This is a genomic window from Bacteroides congonensis (genome assembly GCF_900130125.1).
Classification (GTDB): domain Bacteria; phylum Bacteroidota; class Bacteroidia; order Bacteroidales; family Bacteroidaceae; genus Bacteroides; species Bacteroides congonensis.
On the sequence record NZ_FQXY01000011.1, the window covers coordinates 695,889 to 714,906 of the forward strand.

13 protein-coding genes are annotated in these 19,018 nt (G+C 40.7%); 3 read left to right on the forward strand and 10 right to left on the reverse strand.

The genetic code is table 11. From position 1 onward, the window contains the following. Positions 1-4 precede the first annotated feature (4 nt). The 3 genes from BQ7997_RS20160 (at position 5) to BQ7997_RS20170 (ending at position 3,023) form a co-directional block, all read left to right on the forward strand. Positions 5-1,150 carry a glycoside hydrolase family 18 gene (locus tag BQ7997_RS20160; protein WP_022139872.1) on the forward strand — a complete coding sequence of 382 codons (1,146 nt, stop codon included), beginning with the start codon at positions 5-7 and terminating at the stop codon, positions 1,148-1,150. 41 nt (positions 1,151-1,191) lie between these two features. Beyond that, entirely contained in the window at positions 1,192-2,334 is a 1,143-nt protein-coding gene (locus tag BQ7997_RS20165) for a DUF1735 and LamG domain-containing protein (protein ID WP_044654413.1), read from the forward strand. Between the two features lie 158 nt (positions 2,335-2,492). Beyond that, a complete protein-coding gene (locus BQ7997_RS20170; RefSeq protein ID WP_022139870.1) occupies positions 2,493-3,023 on the forward strand; it encodes an RNA polymerase sigma-70 factor in 531 nt (176 codons plus the stop codon). Positions 3,024-3,137: 114 nt separating this feature from the next. Here BQ7997_RS20170 and BQ7997_RS20175 read toward each other — a convergent pair whose 3' ends face one another. The 10 genes from BQ7997_RS20175 to BQ7997_RS20220 form a co-directional block, all read right to left on the reverse strand. After that, a complete protein-coding gene (locus BQ7997_RS20175) occupies positions 3,138-5,567 on the reverse strand; it encodes a beta-N-acetylhexosaminidase (RefSeq protein WP_073347803.1) in 2,430 nt (809 codons plus the stop codon). A 159-nt stretch (positions 5,568-5,726) separates the two neighbouring features. Next, complete coding sequence (locus BQ7997_RS20180) at positions 5,727-7,022, reverse strand: thioredoxin domain-containing protein (RefSeq protein WP_073347804.1); 1,296 nt, start codon at positions 7,020-7,022, stop codon at positions 5,727-5,729. A gap of 13 nt (positions 7,023-7,035) precedes the next feature. Then, entirely contained in the window at positions 7,036-8,193 is a 1,158-nt protein-coding gene (locus tag BQ7997_RS20185; RefSeq protein ID WP_073347805.1) for a pepsin/retropepsin-like aspartic protease family protein, read from the reverse strand. A gap of 16 nt (positions 8,194-8,209) precedes the next feature. Next, complete coding sequence (locus BQ7997_RS20190) at positions 8,210-9,910, reverse strand: S8 family serine peptidase (RefSeq protein ID WP_022139866.1); 1,701 nt, start codon at positions 9,908-9,910, stop codon at positions 8,210-8,212. 31 nt (positions 9,911-9,941) lie between these two features. Continuing rightward, the gene (locus BQ7997_RS20195) at positions 9,942-10,955 is read right to left on the reverse strand and encodes a TlpA family protein disulfide reductase (protein ID WP_022139865.1); all 1,014 of its coding nucleotides are present in this window, start codon (positions 10,953-10,955) and stop codon (positions 9,942-9,944) included. Positions 10,956-10,992: 37 nt separating this feature from the next. After that, positions 10,993-12,027 (reverse strand): hypothetical protein, encoded by a 1,035-nt coding sequence (locus BQ7997_RS20200; protein WP_073347806.1) that lies wholly within the window; start codon positions 12,025-12,027, stop codon positions 10,993-10,995. Positions 12,028-12,063: 36 nt separating this feature from the next. Then, positions 12,064-13,620, reverse strand: a complete 1,557-nt coding sequence (locus tag BQ7997_RS20205) for a RagB/SusD family nutrient uptake outer membrane protein (protein WP_022139863.1) — start codon at positions 13,618-13,620, stop codon at positions 12,064-12,066. 11 nt (positions 13,621-13,631) lie between these two features. After that, positions 13,632-17,102 carry a SusC/RagA family TonB-linked outer membrane protein gene (locus BQ7997_RS20210; RefSeq protein WP_083589311.1) on the reverse strand — a complete coding sequence of 1,157 codons (3,471 nt, stop codon included), beginning with the start codon at positions 17,100-17,102 and terminating at the stop codon, positions 13,632-13,634. Positions 17,103-17,227: 125 nt separating this feature from the next. Further along, positions 17,228-18,382, reverse strand: a complete 1,155-nt coding sequence (locus tag BQ7997_RS20215) for a FecR family protein (protein WP_022139861.1) — start codon at positions 18,380-18,382, stop codon at positions 17,228-17,230. Between the two features lie 66 nt (positions 18,383-18,448). Beyond that, positions 18,449-19,003 carry an RNA polymerase sigma-70 factor gene (locus BQ7997_RS20220; protein WP_022139860.1) on the reverse strand — a complete coding sequence of 185 codons (555 nt, stop codon included), beginning with the start codon at positions 19,001-19,003 and terminating at the stop codon, positions 18,449-18,451. Positions 19,004-19,018: the final 15 nt, after the last annotated feature.

The window sequence follows — 19,018 nt, forward strand, 5'->3', positions numbered from 1 at the left end:
GAATATGAAAATGAAAAATATCAAGACTATAGGATTCTCGTTTGCGGTTGCGCTGTTTGCGGCAAGCTGTACGGATGTAGAATCTATCAATAACGTTGACTTGAACGGAACCGTCAAGACGGATGAATACTATGCCGCTTTGCGTGAGTGGAAACAGACACCGGGATTGCCACAGGTGTTCGTATGGTTTGACAGTTGGACCGGTATTACGCCTACGGGTGAAACTAGTCTGCGTGGTTTGCCGGATTCGGTAACGATTGCTTCCAACTGGGGAGGTCATCCGAAATTCGAATTGACTCCCGAAAGAAGAGCTGATATGGAATATGTACAGAAAGTGAAAGGGACGAAAGTAGTAGTAACACTGTTCTCGCAGAACATCGGGGATGACCTGCCGGACAAGGAAATTTATCATACAGCAGGAACCAGTCGGGATCCGGAAGTGGTACGTCCTGCCATCAAGGCTTATGCGGAAGACCTTTACAGAGCTTGCCTAGAATGTGGCTATGATGGCTATGACTGGGACTATGAACCCGGTGGTGGAATGGGAGCCGGTCAGCTTTGGGCTAATAAAGTACAAAGGACCATTTTCGTGGAAGAACTTTCTTATTGGTTCGGACATGGCGCAATGGATCCCGAACGTGATCGCGGTGACCGCCCCATGCCGGAAAAGCGTCTTCTTTTTCTGATTGACGGTGAGATTGGAGTCCGTACTGGTATGGATAAAGAATGGCTCTCTTACTATGTGGACTATTTTGTGCTGCAAGCTTATGGCGGAATGTCTGATTGGAGAATAGAAGGAGTGTTCCGTGATATGGATGACTGGATTCAGCAGGGAATCATAACGCCTGAAGAAATTGTCCGCAGAACTATTACAACCGAAAATTTTGAGTCTTATGCCAGCACCGGTGGAGGATTTTTGTCCACAATGGCCAACTATATTTATAAAGGAACATATAACGTGAAAGGAGAAACGGTTAATATTGACCAGCAGATTGGCGGTTGTGGCCTTTATCGTTGTGGTTTCGACTATAATCAGGGCAAGGGAGACTATGACGGTTCTCCGGAATATTATTTCTTGCGCCAAGGTATTACGACTCTTTACAGTATCTATTATGATCGTCTGAATGGCACATCCAATGGCGATGAATAAGAATAAATAACGGTTAAATGAATCTTATAAGCATAAAAGTTATGAAATATATCTATTTATCAAGTCTTGTAATTGCACTGTCGGCATTCCTGTTTATGGGATGCGATAATGCAGACTACAAAGCGCAGGGAAATAGTCTGTATATTGCAGACGCTGCCGGAACAGCCAAAGCTGCAACAATCACTATGGATGGTGGTGCGGATATCAATGTTACAGTGCGTCTGGCGCAGAAGCTCGCGGAAGATGTAGAAGTGGAAATCGGATTTGCTCCGGAAATAATTGCAGGTTATAATGAAAATAATGGTACAGAGTATGAAGCATTGCCGGCGGAACAACTGCCACAGGATGCTACGGTGACTATTCCTGCCGGTGAAATTAGTGCCAATTTCCAGTTGCACATTGACGACTTTGCTACGAATGGTATTACTTATGCCGTTCCCTTGGCATTGGGTAATGTCTTGAAAGGTAATGTGACAAAGTCTGCTGCACAAGGTCGGTTTATTTATGTATTGTCCAAGCCGTTGAATGTATCTGTTCCGGTGATGAAGCCTCGTGGTTCAGAAAATGTGCAGACAGATCCGGAAACAGACTGGGGTGTTTCTGTAGAAACTTACACGTTGGAAACATGGGTGCGCATGAGTAACTTGAATAAAAATAATCAGGCTATCTTCAATGTTCGTGCCAATAATGAGGTCTATGTTCGATTTGGTGATGCCAATCGTCCTTACAACTATTTGCAAGTTAAGGCTCATGGTGACGGTGGAACAGAGACTGCAAGAGACTGGAATACCAACCAATGGTATCATTTGGCTATTGTTTATAACGGAAGTGAACTTATTATTTATCGTGACGGAGTGCGTGTGGCAGGAAAGCAGGTTCCCGCTCCGAAAGGTGGAATGGTAATCAATGGCTTGCAGATGATTTCCAGTAGTTCCACATATTTCCCGGCTGAATGTGGAATGAGCCAGGTACGTTTCTGGAGCTACGCCCGTTCGGAAGCAGAAATTCAGAATAACATGTTCTTTGAAGTAAATCCGAAGAACCCGAATTTGATTGGTCTATGGCCATTGGATGAGGGTGAAGGCAACACATTCAGAGACGCTACCGGACAAAATCGTGATATGACTGCGGGTGACGGTCTTATCAGACGTTGGGAACATAATGTCCGCTTCGATAAAAAATAAAAGACTTTTTTACATAATAATGTGAAATAGGTATTGGTAATACACAAGGGAAGCCCCGGTTTATTCGAGTATCTGTGAGAATACGAGGTAATGCTGGGGCTATTTTTGTGTTCTTCAAAGTGATGGGTTTTACCTACGTCACCAAAATATTTATTACCATGATAGATAACAGTAACCAAGTAGAAGAAATATTTTCAGTGTTTTATTATGCGAACTTTTCGAAAATAAGAAAATACGCGTACAGATTGTTGAAATCAGAGTGTGATGCAGAAGATGTGGCACAGGAAGTGTTTATCAAACTTTGGGAACAACAGGAAATCTGGTTGAACAATGAGCGGAAATTAGACTCCTATCTTTTGGTTATGACTAAAAATATAGCTTTAAACATTCTCAAGCATCAACGGATAAAACTGGAATATAGAGAGCGTTTTATACAGGAGTTTCCATCCTATGAACAGGCAAATAGTGATAATTTCTGGGCGGACATATACCGTCGGGAAATACTGCAAAACATATTTATAATGTTGGAAACTGTTCCTGAACGTAGAAGAAGCATATTTAAACTCAGCCGTTTTAAAGGCAAAAGCCATAGAGAGATAGCCAACAAACTGAATATATCTGTCCATACGGTAGAACGGCAAATATATTTAACGCAGCTAAAGTTAAGGGAAGTGTTCTTGCTCATTTAGCGGCAAGGGCTCTGAATCCTATCATGGAGTATTTATTTTTTCTATACAAACAAAAAACGAGACTGTCTAAATTACGGTAAGACAGTCTCATTTTTATTTATCAATCAGCTATGCTTAATAAGCTTCAATTTCATCAATCCACAACTCGGCAGGAATAATCTCCGGCCCATTGTTCTTTTCAAAATCAATGCCGTTACGCAACTTGCCACCACTCTGTATTTTCACTTTCAGGAAGGTAGCCTGAGCCGGTTCGAATTCGATAGAATCAGTGAAAGCGATTCTTCCGGTTTGCGGATAATCATGCTTCAGCTCTTTCTGTGCTATCTGCGTATATTGTTTTCCGTCAGCCGAGACCTCTACGGCAACTCCGCCGGCAGGAAGCATCCTCATGGCAGGATTAAATAAAGAGCCAAAAACAACTTTGCTTACCTGGGTCGGTCGGTTCAAATTAACAATGAACTCCAAGTCTTTCCCCTCAGTGATAGCGAAACTGCTCCATGGATTATATGAAGCATTGTTTCCCCGTTTGCCATTCGTTAATCCGAAGGTAGTCTTGTCAGCTCCCATTACATCGTTCTCGTCGAAAATGTCGCCCGTCCATCCCATTTTGTAATTGACAGTAAACGGTTTTCCTGCCAGTAAATTGCCATATAATGGCTTGTGGGTAACCTTGTCCAGCATCTTACCGTCCTTGAAGGCAGCAGCCTTCAGGTCAATATTCCCTTCGAGTACGAAAGGCTGCTCATACAGAGTAGAAGTTGAGGTAGGTTCACTGCCGTCCGTTGTATATCGGATTTCCGCATTCGGATAGAAAGATTCCAAAAGTACCATTAAAGGGCCGTTTTCATCAGCATGCGTATTTACATTTACGTTGAAAAAATTGCGGCAAGGTTTCGTATTCATTATTTCCAGACGCTCGAACACCGTGACCATACGTTCGCAGAAATTTTTCCAGTCCTTGTTGGCATCCAGTGTCCAGCCTGTTTCTGCGATAGCCATCGCACGAGGGAAAGCCTGATAATCTGTACGGTCGGAAGTTTTCATATATTCTCTCCAGAGATTCCCCTGCATGCCAATCACGTGTTTCTTTACCAACTCGTCGGCATCGTCCGGGACAGGATTATAGCTATATGTCTTTTTCAGAGTCGTATATCCGCCGATGGTAGTCGGAGCAATAGCCGGATCTTCCTGATAAAAATCCAGATAAGCATATGGCATCGGAGTCATAATGGCATTATGCCCTGCTTTGGCAGCGTTCAGCCCGCCTTCTACACCACGCCATGACATGACGGTGGCATTCGGTGCCAGTCCGCCTTCCAAAATTTCATCCCAACCGATGATGTTACGTCCTTTGCCGTTCAGGTATTTCTCCATACGAGTCACGAAATAACTCTGCAATTTATCTTCTTTGCTATGCTTCACGCCATCCACTTTGCTCGGAGTCACATCGTCCTTCAAGCCTAGCTGACGGATTAACTGCTGACAGAAAGCACTGTTCTTCCAGGCAGTCTTGGGACATTCGTCACCGCCGATATGAATGTATTCGCTGGGGAAGAGTTCCACTACCTCATCCATTACCCCTTCAAAGAATTTGAAAGTCGTTTCGCTCGGGCAGAATACCTGTTCGAATACGCCCCATGTAGGAGATACCTTATACGTCTGCGTAGAATCACAAGACAGCTCCGGATAGGAAGCGAGGGCAGCCAACGCATGTCCCGGCATTTCTATTTCGGGGATAACATTGATATACTTGCTTGCGGCATAAGCTACTACATCTTTGATTTGTTCCTGCGTGTAATATCCGCCATGCTCTTCTCCGTCAAATACTTGCGGATAGTTTACATAATAATAATCTACCAACGTCTTTTCACGCTTGGAACCGATTTCCGTTAGTTTCGGATATTTCTTTATTTCGATTCTCCAACCCTGATCGTCTGTCAGATGCCAGTGGAAAGTGTTCATCTTATTCATGGCCAGTTGGTCGATGAACTTATAAATATAGTCTATCGGTACATAATGGCGGCAAACGTCCAGCATCAGTCCGCGATAAACAAAACGGGGAGCATCTTCTATTTCTACGGCAGGAACTGACCAGTCCGCTTTTTTATCCAGTTGTTTTCCGTAGATGGCAGTAGGGAGAAGTTGGAAAAGGGTTTGCACTCCATAGAAAAATCCATTCGGCTGAGAGGCAGTCACTGTGATGAGGTTGGAAGTGACGGAAAGTTTATACCCCTCTTTCGGCATACCTTTCTCCATGACGAAACAGATAGCCTGTTTGCCGTCTGCGCTATCAGCTTCTTTTAAAGTAATTCCTGCTGTCAGTTTCAACCGTCCGGCCAGACTGTCGGCAATGTCTTTCACTTCGGGAGCATCGGGCGGAACAACCAGCCTGACTTTGTTGCTTAACTCGAAACGCCCTTCCCTCGGGATAATTTGATTGGGTTTGGGAACGATGTTGTACTCGTTCGCCGCCTCTTTTGGCTTTTGACAACTGGGGGTAATCATCAGCAAAGACAAAAGAAGAAGAGAAATACTTTTCTTCATGGTCAATAATGTGTGTTAAGTTATAAATAAATTTGACAGGACAAATGTACTTGTTTAAATGATAAGTTCCAATTATATGGAAATAAAAAAAGCCGGGATTGATTCCGGCTTTTAGTTAAAGTTTTAGATTAACATAGTTATGTAATTTAAGAGAGATGTTTATTTCAAGAGTTGTTCTTCAATAATCTGTACATACTTTTCCGGAGTAGCTCCGACCTCGACGATAGGCTTGCCACCCACCGGAATAAAGAAAAGAGTCGGCAATGCCTGTATTCCGAAATGTTTGCACAAGTCTTTCTCTTTATCCGCATTCACTTTGTAGAACATGACTTTGCCCTTATACTTTTCAGCCAGTTCTTCCATTTTCGGAAGCAGTCTCATGCAAGGACCGCACCAAGTTGCCCAAAAGTCGATGACCACGGGCTTGTCTCCATTATAAACGAAATCATTGCCTGTCCGGTAATCAAAAATATGTTCCAGAAAGAATTGGCGGGTAATCGGGTTCATCTTGCCGTTTTCTATTTTGACTTCCGTTACTTTTGCTTCCGATTCGGGGATAGGAGTCAGGTCAAATGGTTGGAAATATATTTTCTGGTGAATATAGTCTATAGACAGAAGCCCATACTCCAGTAGCTTCTTTCCTAGAACAGAATGTTTCAGAGACGGATTTTTTACGGCAAAGGTGTTTTCTATTTTTGTTTTTACAAACGTCGTTTCAGGTAGATTCAGACTTTCCTCTTCCTGTGTTGCTTCCTTATATCCGATTGAAACTTTCTGTGGAGTTCCTTTCGGATAGAGTATACTCCACTCGTTGAAGTCTTTTTCAGCGAGGTTAATCAATCCGTCGCTCCATGTATCTAAAATAGTGGAAATTGTTTTATTTTGAATCGATATCGAACATACGATACCTAACCCCGTTACCAATTCAAAATTTTCTCTATAATTTAGTCTCATGTATGATGGTCGGTATGGCTGAGTTATAGTAATTGTTTTTCGTTGCATATCAATCGTCAATACGGAAGTTCGGAACACTGCAGAATTCAATATTCCCATTACTCCCAGTTTGCGTAGATAAGGTTCATCTTCTAATATGAATGTTGGCAGATTATTGCTGAATATGTTGTTCCCAATAGTTAGGGTTCCTATCTCATAGACTTTTTTTACAGGAACCTGTTTGAATTTGAAATCTTGATAACTTCCAAAACTGCTGGTATTCTCCGTGTTAATTCTCAGTTTATTGACGGCTTCCGGAAGTAATGCATTATGTCCTGCCAAATCGAGTACGAAATTTGCTGTTTCACCATTTACGTTGGCTTCTATGATAATCTTTCCATCGATTGTTTTAAATGGAATGATTTCCGTCATACTGTTCTGTGTTTGCGCTTTGATACCTGAAATTAAACAAAAAGCAATCAAACATATATATATTTTCATTATCATATTTCTTAAATTCATTTTGTTTTAAAGCCTATCTTTCCTTTTTGATTTCTATTTTTTTCTCCTGATTGTCCTTTTTGACAATAATATATCCTGTATTTCCGGGAATAGCGTTCATTATCTCTTCTACAGCAATCTGGCTCATCGGACAGTTTTTTAGTGAGGTTCCGTTAATGTTGACTATTTGGTCACCGAAAGATACCTGATTTTTCATACTATCCCATATCGTCGTGATTTCAAATCGCTCGTTGCGTGGTAATATACTCACATTCCAAAGGACAGGTCCTCCGTCCATATCGGTTTTTTCTTTATCAAACGGGAGAAAGAAGAAACGTTTACGCATATAGTCTATAATCACTTTCCCGTATTTTAGTAAATCTATTCCTAAAATTGTTTCGTTCATTACACTTGTCGTACAGCCTACGTTTGTGAATTCCTTATCCATAATACGGATAGAAGGTATATTCAGTTTTATGATTTCTACAGGACTTCCCAATCCGGTTAATCCGGCAGATACAATGCCATGTGCATGATTAATTTCTTTAATACCAGTTATACTGTTATAGTCTTTCATTGAATATAACAGAAAACCTTCGGCACCGGTATCAAACAAGACTTTAAGTGTCTGTTCTCCTTGATTGACTGTGATAAATGAATGATATTCCGTTTCGTCTAAGAGAGGGATTCCATCTGTAATTTTCAATCTCTCCGGACGATAGGGATAGTTGATGACTATGATACTATTACGTGAATCGAATGTTATTACAGATTGTGCGAATGCATCTCCGCCGAGAATCCCGGCAACTCCTAAATCGGTGAAAAAAGGGTCTTTAGGCAGTACCATTGTTTTTAATTGCTTGATGTGGTAGCTGTTGCCTATGGATACGTTGGGAACATAAGCTTCTTGATAGTTTTGTCCCTGTCCGTTCACGTCAGAAACACGCATATATCCTGCGGCTGTGGCCTGCATCTCAAGGGCTATATCGTAGGTAGTTCCTGTTCTTCCGCCGGTGTCGACAATATATTTCGTTTTAACGCCATTAACTGTGACAGGAATAATAATTTTATCATGTACCAATTCATAAGGAATAGTGTCGCAAACCTTATTTGGGATTTGCGACATACATTCCTTACTATAGGTTAGGAATAATAGCAGCCACAAACCGGTGAGTATCTCCGCTCTCTTCATATCATTTTTTTGTAATTTACATTTTTTCTGCTTCCAGAATAGCTTGATAGGCATTGACGATACCTCCCGAGATACATAAGTCATCAAAAAGAAATAAGTCTTGTGAGGGTCTGTCGTCTACTCGGATTCCTTTTTCAACTTCTATTCCTTTACGTGAAGTAACACTTTTTATCAGGATATCACGGATTTGCGAGCCGGTAAGCTTAGGGAAGTAAGACTTTATGAGGGCGGCTACTCCGGCTACGGTAACTGCTGCCAGCTCGTCTCCTGTTCCTTTCCTGTAGGTGTCTCCCGTGTATGTAGAATATATATCTGTTCCCGGAGCATAGATATCCAGTGCGTTTGCCCCATAATTTGTATTCATAACCGGATTTCCTTTCTTGTCGGAAGAAGCGACTACCATAAGGTTGGTGAGTTCTTTGTCTTTGCTCATTTTCCGATTCGGAAAAAATTCTACTTTGTCCATATCGACGGAAGTGTTCCATGCAGGAACTATCACTATGGCTCCTTTATTTTCCGCTTCTTTTAATTCACTCACTATCCATTGTTTCTGTTCTTCAGGATATAGTATATTCTGTTCAGGTAATACAATTACGTCTGCTCCGTGGCTGACAGCATAACGGATGGCCAATGCCATATCTTTCAGATAGGGTTCCCCTTCTCCAGTGCAGATACGCAGCGTCATGATTTCTGCATGATCGGCAATACCATTGCTCCCCTTTCCGTTGTCACGCTTGGCGGCGATAATTCCTGCTTTCATAACGTTGGTAGCAGCATCAGATGTAAGTAATATGTTGTTTCCGTAATGATTATCATTAATGTCCAAAGGATTATCACCTATAACTGCTTGTCGATTGTCTGTGCCATATTGTGCCAGTGCTTTTTCATAATTGGCTTTGGCTGTCTCTACACTTCTTTTGCCCATATTCTGGTATACAGGCTCCCATTTATCAGTATTATATAGGCTGAAGTAGTAAGCCGTACAAACAAAGGCGACTTCAGAAAGGCTGTCCCTTTCGGCTTTAGGGTCGTAGCAACTTTGAAACTCTTCCACTGTTAGTTCTTTTCCCGGAAAGCGCTGTTTCATGTCCCTGTTAAATTTTTCAACGTATTCTTCGATGACATAAGATAGTTGAAGTCCTCCGTAAGCACCCCCGATTCTGGATTCTGGTATTACTTTGTATCGATAGTAATTATATTCCTCCATATTTTCCGGTGCAGGAACTTCCTGACGTTTTCCATTGATGACTTTATAATACTTTTTTCCATCAAAGATATAGTCGCCATACGTATCTTTTAGGCGGAAGAATTCGCGTTCTCCTTCTCTAGTCAAGGATTCCACTACCTGTCCATCTTTGCCTCCAATAAAGTTCCAGCCATTGATGTCATCAGTCAATCCATTTTTATCATCATCTTTTTGATTTAATTTTTCTTTGGGGTTAACCCATATAGCTTGTTTCAGGTCTTCGTGCTCCACGTCCATTCCGGTGCCGATTAATGCGACGATGGGTCTTTTCTTGGGTTTCTTTTTGTTGGTGTTCAAGTATTCATAGGCTTTGTTAACTTCAGCGCCATATACACTGTCTCTGTCAAAAGAACAGTTGTACCAGTCCAGTTCGGATTGTTTCTTTTGTTTTTCAATTTTTTGTTTTACTAACTGAGCTGATACGGTACCACAAATAAGGCAGTATGAGATAAAAAATATAAGTTTCTTCATTGTAAGATAAGTTGATATTTATATACTTGGATTAATTTCTGGCTTTTAATATGGCTTTGCGTACTTGTTCCCCGCGGACGTTACGTGCTATTAGTTTTCCCTCTTTATCAATGACTACAAGGAAAGGAATGGCATAAAAACCATAGGCAGTCTGAATGGCACTTGGAGTTTTTTCACTTTTAGGAAACCCCGTTTTGTCCCACAGCATTACCCAGGGAAGTTTTTCTTCGTCCAGCATCTTTTTCCACTTAGTTTGGCTATCATCTAGTGATACACTGATGAACTCCAAATCGTCTGCTTTCAGCTCATTATATATTTTCAGCATACTCCGCATTTCCTTACGACAAGGACCACACCAGGATGCACAGAAATCCAAAACGACAATTTTGCCGCGAAAGTCTTTTAAACTGACCTTCTGGTCATTGATATTTGTGAAAGTAAAGTCTGGACATTCTGCACCAACAATTTGATGGGAGAGGATTTTAACTCTTTCTATTAGCCAACCGGCAGATAAAGAATTTCGTTCATCATTGGGAATCATATCCAATAATTTCTTATTGGAGTAATAGTCATTTACATTGGCCAGATAAGCGAGCGCGGCTATCATACCGGATGACAGTTGTGCGTTGACCGGAAGGGAGACGGTTGCTTTGTCTGGGTCTTTCTCTGTGGGCAAATATTCTTGCAGAGTGAGGAAGGCGTCAATGCCTTTAAATGACAGGGAGCTTTGCTCGGGATTTGTCTCATCATAGTAGCCGTTGATACACACTTCGTGGTTCTCGAAATATATTTTTTCTTCCGTTTTTCCAATCCGCAACGTGTAGACATCAGGTTGAATCAGCTTCTGTTCTGTGGCAAACTCTTTATTGGGTTGGAGAGAACAACTCAGAATAAGTGTTCCGTTCAGGTCTTCCACTTGCAAAGTAGTAGGTTTTAGTATTCTTAACTTACCTTTAATTTGTAGTCCATCTTTGCACCACGAATTTGCCGTGGTACATAAGATGGATGAGAAGAATAAAATGAAAAGTTTCTTGGTTGATATCATAGAAATATATTTAAATAATAATCGCACAGTAGAAGGGTTACCAATCGAATCCCGCCCAAGGATCGTCATCGTCTCCGCTATCGTTTCCCGGTATCTCAGGATGAGGCTGAATATCCCAGTCATCCGGACCTTTAGCCATGGCTTCCAAATCAATTCCGTAATTGTCTTTCATATAGTTGCGTACGAAGGCGAATTTTTCGATAATAAGTGGGAATTGACTGTATTTTTCGTTACTTTCGGACACTGTATAAAGCAAAGATAGTAAGGCATATCCGGCAAATGTCGCTTCCCGGGTCGGGTTACTGCCGTCATATTCTTCATTCAGCATGAATTTAGTTGTGTTTACAGTACCCGGAAATCCTCTGTTTAAGTGGAAATTAGGACTGTCTGTTTCCCAAAAATTGAATGATATGGGGGACACATAATCCAAGCCGCGGTTGAATTCATCGGGAATGGAAATAAGTCTTTTCTCTACAGCAGCCTTGATGATATTACCGAGAATCATTTTCCGACGTTGGCTGAACGTTGTTTGGGCGTCTGGTATAATATATTTGTCGGTCATTTCTGCCTGGGGTCCGAACAAACAAGTGCTCCAATAATCCAAACCATTAGTGATTTCGTGCATGGCGTTATTTTGTTTAATGACAATTGTTCCCCAAGGGATTTCCAGTGCTATATGCACATTATAAGCCATATACCAATATAACGGTAGTAGCTTATTTGTGACCTTTTTGCATTTTTTGTTATTGAGGTAAGCGAATACATGTTTCTTCATGAATTCCGTATAGAATTTCGCCATTTCATCGCTGATACACCCTTCTCCTTTATAGTTTGTGGATGCACCTCCCGTCCAGCTACGGTTGAAATCTTCGTCTTGCAAGTCTTTATAAATCAGATAAACACCGAAATCTTTTTGTATTTGTGCGATGTCGTTATCCCAGCTATTTGTTCCTTGGGGAACTTTAAAACGCAATTCGATGCCTCCTTCTGTGGGAGTAAGTGCATCTTCTTCATAGCATGAAGTGAATGCAATACAAGTGAGTAGTCCCCATAATAAATATATATTTCTCATATTTGTTTCTTTTTAAAATTACTGAATTTATTAGCGTTAGTTTTCCCGTTTGGGAGCCAAAGGATTTTGTTCCAGTCTTTTATTTTTAATCAATACTTCATCCGGAATCGGTAGGGTATAAGAAAGATCGTTGTCTCTTAACGTATATGTTTTACCTTCCCATTCGTGTGTGATTTGCGGCATTCCATAACGTCTCAGGTCAAACCAGCGTTGTCCTTCGAAACAGAGTTCTTTTCTTCTTTCTGCCTTAATGAAATCTTTCAATGTCTCACCGGTCAATCCGGCAGGGATAACCAACTTCTCGGGTTCGTAACGGTTTTCCAATAATGTTCTCATGGCTGAAAGTGCCTTGTTTTCTTCATTATTGTGGGCAGCAGCTTCTGCGAGATTAAGATATGCCTCACTTAATCTGAAAGAGAGTGCAAAATTCTCTGAACCATTAGGTTCTCCCATTGCAGATAGTTGGTATTTTCCGAAAGAACTGTAGTAGTTTGGATAAAAGCTGCTATTTGTTCTGTTATATTCTTTAGCAATGTATTTCTCTTTTCTTAAGTCTCCGTCTTTAAAGCTTTCCAACAGATTGTCGGAAGCTGTGAAGGCTTTCCGATAGTAGGTAATATTTATTCCCCAACCGGGAAAATCGGGATCTTCCTCTTCACGGGATACCGTTTCGTTGTTAAATTCAGTGAGGTCAGATACATTTCCATATAGCCAGATTACTTCTGACGACTTTAAAGAAGTGAAATTGTAGTAGGGCTCCGCTGTTGACGTAGAAGGCAGATTGTTCAAATTGATTAAAGAGAAAGACCATTCATTGATTACCTTGTCGGCATATATCGCTGCCTCCTTCCAATTTTCCATGTAAAGTAAAACACGGGATTTCAATAATTGTATCATGGGAAGGCTGATTAAATAGTTTGGCTCGTATTGCTTATCTTTCGGTAAAGTGAGAAACAACCGTTCTGCCTCGGTCAAATCTTCTATAATTTGGTTATAAACTTCTTCTACACTATTACGTGTCATTAATAACTCTTCTTCGGGCAACAGATTACTTGTTAATTTGAGTGGTACGCCTGCTGCTTGCTTGTTATAATTATAGGGTGCACCGAAATGATTGACCAACATGAAGTAATAGAATGCTCGCAAACCCAGGGCTTGGGCAATCACATAATTCTTTTCTACTTCCGTTCCGTTTACATCACCAATATAATCAAGTGCGGCATTTGCCCCTAAAATAAATTTATAGTAACCTTCCCAGATATTGTAGACAACGGAACTGTTTTTTTCCATAATGAAGAACATGTCCGGTTGCCATGTGAACACAGCCTTCTTGGATTCTACATATCCTAATGAGTTGGAGTCAAACTCATATCCGGTTTTGTGGAACTGGACGTCATCATCAAGGAAAGTCAAAAATCCCAGTAAATTGTTGCCTGACTTATGTTGGGGGTAAGCACTGCCGATTAGCATCTCTTGCAGGGCGTTAGCGTCTTTAGGAACATATTCGCTTTGGGATTTCGGTTCCAGAAAGTCGGAGCAGGAAGACAGTGTTAATAAAACGATTCCTATAATTGTATATATAAACTTTTTCATCTTTTATTTTTTTAGAAACCAATGTTGATACCTAGTGAATAATTGCGTGGAAGTACACTATTGCTGACTTCCGGGTCGAACCCGTTGAAACGCTTGCTGGCGATGACGAAAATATTATCCATGTTGAAATTGAGTGACAAGTTCTTCATATATATCTTTTCGCACCATTCGCGTTTCATTTGCCAGGATAAACCAATATTACGGCAGCGTAAGAATGAACCGCTTACAACCATAGCATCGGACTGTTCCCATACCGGGATTTTGAAAGTACTTTCTCCATTAGGCAATTGTACGAGAGTTATATTGCCCTTAGGCAGTGAAGGTATGATCGTGTGTGCTTCATCTCCCGGCTCTTTCCAACGGTTTAATAAATCGCGGTTTATATTCGTATATGGGTCCGGCATATAGTAAGAACTGCTAAACTGCGAATAGGGCGAAGGCAGACGTTTTTTGTTACCAAGTAAGAGTGAGAAACTGGTGTTCAGAGTCAGTGATTTATACCGGAAACTTAGACTTAACCCACCTGTAAAATAGGGGTCTCTTTGTCCTGAATAAACCAGATAGGTGGTAGGATCTATCAACCGGCTTCGTTGGTCTTCCGGAATATCCAGAAGGTTGAATTGAGGTTCACCGGTTTGTCCGTTCAGACCGGCAAATGAGTATGACCAGAAACTGCTAAGGGGATAACCCTGTTTGAGTATGATGTCCGAGCGTCCGTTCAGAAAATCACTTGCCTTAACTTCAATATCCGTATGTCCTCCTTCGTTCCAGTTTTTAGATGCATTCAGGCTGACGCTTAATGCATAATCACGTTTTTGTATCGGAGTAAAGGTCAATGTATATTCGATACCTCTGTTGTGGATAATACCTCCGTTACGTTTCATGGAAGAAACTCCATATTCATAAGGCAGGTCTAATTCGACAATTGCGTTAGAGCGTCTTGTGTAATATTCCAAATTCATGTTGAATAGATTGAATAATTCCAGATCGATACCGAAATTCCATGATTTGGTACGTTCCCAAGATAGTGTCGGATTCGGAATTTGGGAAATAGTAGATTGGTATCTGTTATAGAGATCCGCTACTGTTCCTTGATTCAAAATTAAATCCGGGCTGAGGCGTGTGAGTGCATTTCCCTGAATACCGTATGTGCCGCGGAAGTTTAAGTTAGTTATCCAACCCACATATTTTTTCATGAACCTTTCTTCGGAAGCTCTCCACGAAAAACCGAATGAGTAGGTCGGATCAATACGATGATTGGTATCTTGTCCGAAACGATTGGATGCATCATTACGTACATTGGCATTTATCACATAGCGATTCTTGAAAGAATAGGCTAGAGTTGCAAATACAGAGAAGAAATTATCCGTAGTATTAACTTTTCTCCAACCGCCATCATAAATCCTCTGCAGAATACCCCAACCGCTGCTTTGAGATCCGGTGATAGGTTCGAAAGCTTGTAAGGTGGTCGGGCTTGTGATGACTTCTCCTCTGTCGGGGACATATCCCCATACCGTATTATTGATTCCTTTGTTAGTAGTAGAGCGCAATTCCATACCTACTAGTGCGTTCAATCGGTTTTCATCATTGAAAGCCTTGCTGAATTGTAACTTGTTCTGTATGTTGTAAGAGTATTGATGTGCGTTGTTAGTGAATAATTCACCGCCAAAAGGTAGTAAGGCGGCTTTAAATTCTTTACTGGTTGGTGAAACCGAGTTGAAGTCATATCCTCGATAATTCTCGGCAATGTAAAATGTTCGTTCTGACTCCCATGCCTCGTTCGTACTGTTATTGTCCGAATATCCTCCGGTGAATTGATAAGTCAGCCAGTCCAGAATATTCCATTTTAAATCAAGCGAGGCTGACAGATAACTGGATGCTGATTTTGAACCGCTGTTCTCGCGTTCATTAATGAAATTGTATGATAATGATTTTACTCCTTCATTATACGGATAGGAGGCTTTCATCTGATAATAGGCATCAGGGGCTATTGAACGGTTAGTGGTAGTGGCGTATCCCAAAGGATTGACTCCACCTGCAAATCCTTTATTGGTACTTACACTTCCGTTGATAGTTGCATTTATGGTTAGTTTCTGTATCGGACGTAGAGTGATAGCGAGACGGCCGGTCATACGTTCACTGTCGTTTCCTATTTCCTGTCCTTCGCTTTTGGAGTATCCCATAGAAGCCGAATAACTATATTTGTTTGTTCCACCGGAAACACTTAGATTGTGGTTATGGCTGAAAGTACGGCGGGTTAATAGTTTGAACCAATCCGTATTCTGTGTTTCCAGAACATTTCTTTGGGCGATAAACTCTTCAGAAGTTATATCATGTGACAAATACATGTTCAATAATCCTTCATACGTGTATATTTGTTTGATGGGTTCAGCACTATAGGGAGTTCCCCAGTTGAAAGCTTCTTGTGAGAACAGCACCCTTTCTTTTGAATTCATGTAATTAAACTGATCGTAGTTAGGGCGTGTTCCTATAATGAAATTGGATGTGTAGTTGACGCTTAAACGATCGGTGGTATTCTTTTTGGTGGTAATTTCAATGACGCCGTTAGATGCCTTTGAACCGTAAATAGCAGTTGCAGAAGCGTCTTTTAGAATACTGATGCTTTCAATATCGGCAGGGTTCAGCCAGGATATCTGGTTGCCGATGATATTTTTTAAGTCATTGGTCATCAAAGAGGTTGCATCCAATTCTAATGGGTCCTCCTGAATAATACCATCCACTACCCATAACGGATCCTGATTACCTAACAGTGTGCTTGTACCACGAATCTGAATTTTGGGAGCAGTACCTACACGGCTGCTGGTATTGGTCACTACCATACCTGCCACACGTCCTTGCAGCATCTGATCAATAGTAGTATATGAAGGCATTATGATATCCTTGGCTTTGACGGTAGTGATCGAACCTACCAGGTCGCGCCGCTGGATGTTCTGATAACCGGTTACTACTACTTCATCTATTTCTGTATTTGAAGAATTGTTTAGAGTGACGTTGATTGTTCTCTTTCCTGTATATCTGACCGTTTTCTTTTCCATTCCGATGAACGAATAAGTCAATATTAGCCCTTCTTGCGCCGGAATGTTAAAGGTGTAACGCCCGTCCAATCCGGCAATAGCTCCATGCTTTGATCCCCGGATGTTAACAGTCGCTCCCGGAAGTGCTTCACCGCTTGCGTCGCGTATCCAACCGCTAATAGTGATTTTATCAGTTTTTCTTTTCTTGATAACAATAGCACTGCCTGAGATTTCGTATGTAAGATTTGTTCCTTCCAGACATTCGTCCAGAATTTCGGTAATCGTTTTGTTTTTTGCTCTTACACTTATATCGGTAACGTTGGCAATATCTTCTGTTGCATACATAAAGATAAACTTCGTTCTGTTTTGCAGATACCAGAGTGCTGATTCTAAAGTTTCTCCTCTAAGATCAACCGAGATTCTTTGGTTATCTTGTGCCTGGATCATAAGTGAAGATAGAGAGAATACGCATAAAAGACAGAACTTGATGATATTTCTGCTCGTACGCGATATTCCTCTGAGTAAGGAATGTGCTCGTCTTTTCATAAGCGTTAGTTATAATGTATTAGTAATTATTTGTAAGAGATATGCAGAACGCCTTCTCTTTGTTTTATATCTACTAGGTTAAGTTCTTTTATCATATCAATAATCGGATTCATATTTGCATATCGATTAAGATAAGCACCGATTTTTACTTGTTTGACAGCATCATCTTCAAATGTATATTTGAATCCATACCATTTGGAAAGATATGACATGACATTCTCGAGAGGAATATTTTTGAATATGAATGAACCGGATTCCCAGGATGTGTATAATTCCGTATTAACATTGGTAACAATACTTTTTCCGGAATCCTTGTTGAGGGAGAAATGCTGGTTGGGACTTAATTCAAAACTACTATTTTCATTTTGTATTTTTACTCCTCCATTGATGAGTGTAGTACTTTCGAACCTCTCGTCCGGATAAGCTCTGATATTAAAGGTTGTTCCAGTTACCCTGACAGAAGTATATGGGGTTTGTACGATGAATGGATGGTTGCTATCGGGAGCAACGTCGAAATAGGCTTCTCCTTCGATTTGGACAATGCGCTCTTTCTTGCTGAAACATACAGGATACGTTAGCTTGGATTCTGCGTTCAGGTGTACCTTTGTTCCGTCTGACAAGGTGATATGACATTCCATCCCATGCAATGTCTGGAGCGTGTTCTTTATTTCTTTTATCTGGGGTTTGTTAGCAGGCATTTGATAGTTGATTCCTTCCGGAGCGATGACAAACACTTCGGTTACCCCTTCCGGTAAAGCTCCTTCCGTGATTTTGAATGTATTGCCGTTACTTAACGTTATTTCTCCGCCGTGTGTGCCGGGAATAATTTCACTAATCGGTTCTTCCGACATTCGGTTATATATAAAATAAGAAGCGGGTATCACGAGTAGCAGGATAAGGGCTGCATATTTCATGATCCTTTTCCATGGAGAAAAGGCAGATATTTGTCCTCCTAGTTGCGGGTAAATCTTCTCCCATGCTTTTTGTGAGGAGAAACTTTTTATCAGCAGTGAGTGTTTTTCATACGTTTTCTGATTTAATATATGGTTGGCTATCTTTTGGTGTTCCGGCTTTTCGTTAATCCATTTCTGATAGCTTTCATCCTCATTTGGTGTTGCAGAATGAGTAAATATGGAAGCCAGTACTTTAGCGATCTTAAGTTTTTCTTTAAAGGAATTCATCGTTTTTTCAATTTGTTTTAATATAAAACAATCCAAATGAAAAAACGGGGTAATCAAAAAGTCACTTTATCTACTTAGAAAAAGAAATAAGATGTAATTTATGCCTTTTAAACTTTCCCTAAGTTTGCGATAGGCGATTTTCTTTAACGTATGGACAGTTCCTTCTGAAATTTGCAATTTGTCAGCAATTTCGTGGTTTTTTAAGCCTTTCATTGAGTATAAGATGATATTTCGCATTTGGGTAGGTAATTCTTCTACCGCTTTGCGGACTATACGGAATGTTTCTTGTTCGATAATCTCAGCTTCGAATCCATTATCAAATTCTTCTTGCCCGGTAAAATCAGGAATATCTATCAGTTCATGTTTGAGGTAGTTCAAACATTTATTGCGGGTGACTGTATAGAGGAAACTTTTTACTTTCAACAGATCATCGAAATTCTCTTTCCGCTCCCAATAAGATAAAAATGACTCCTGTACAATGTCTTTGCAAACTTCTTTGTCTTCAACATAGTGAAATGAAAATACACAAAGAATAGGAAAGTAGTCGTCAAATAGCTTTTTAAAAGCATTTTTGTTACCACGTTTAATATCTGCGATAATATTTCCTTTGTATATATTCACAATTTAAAGCTGGGT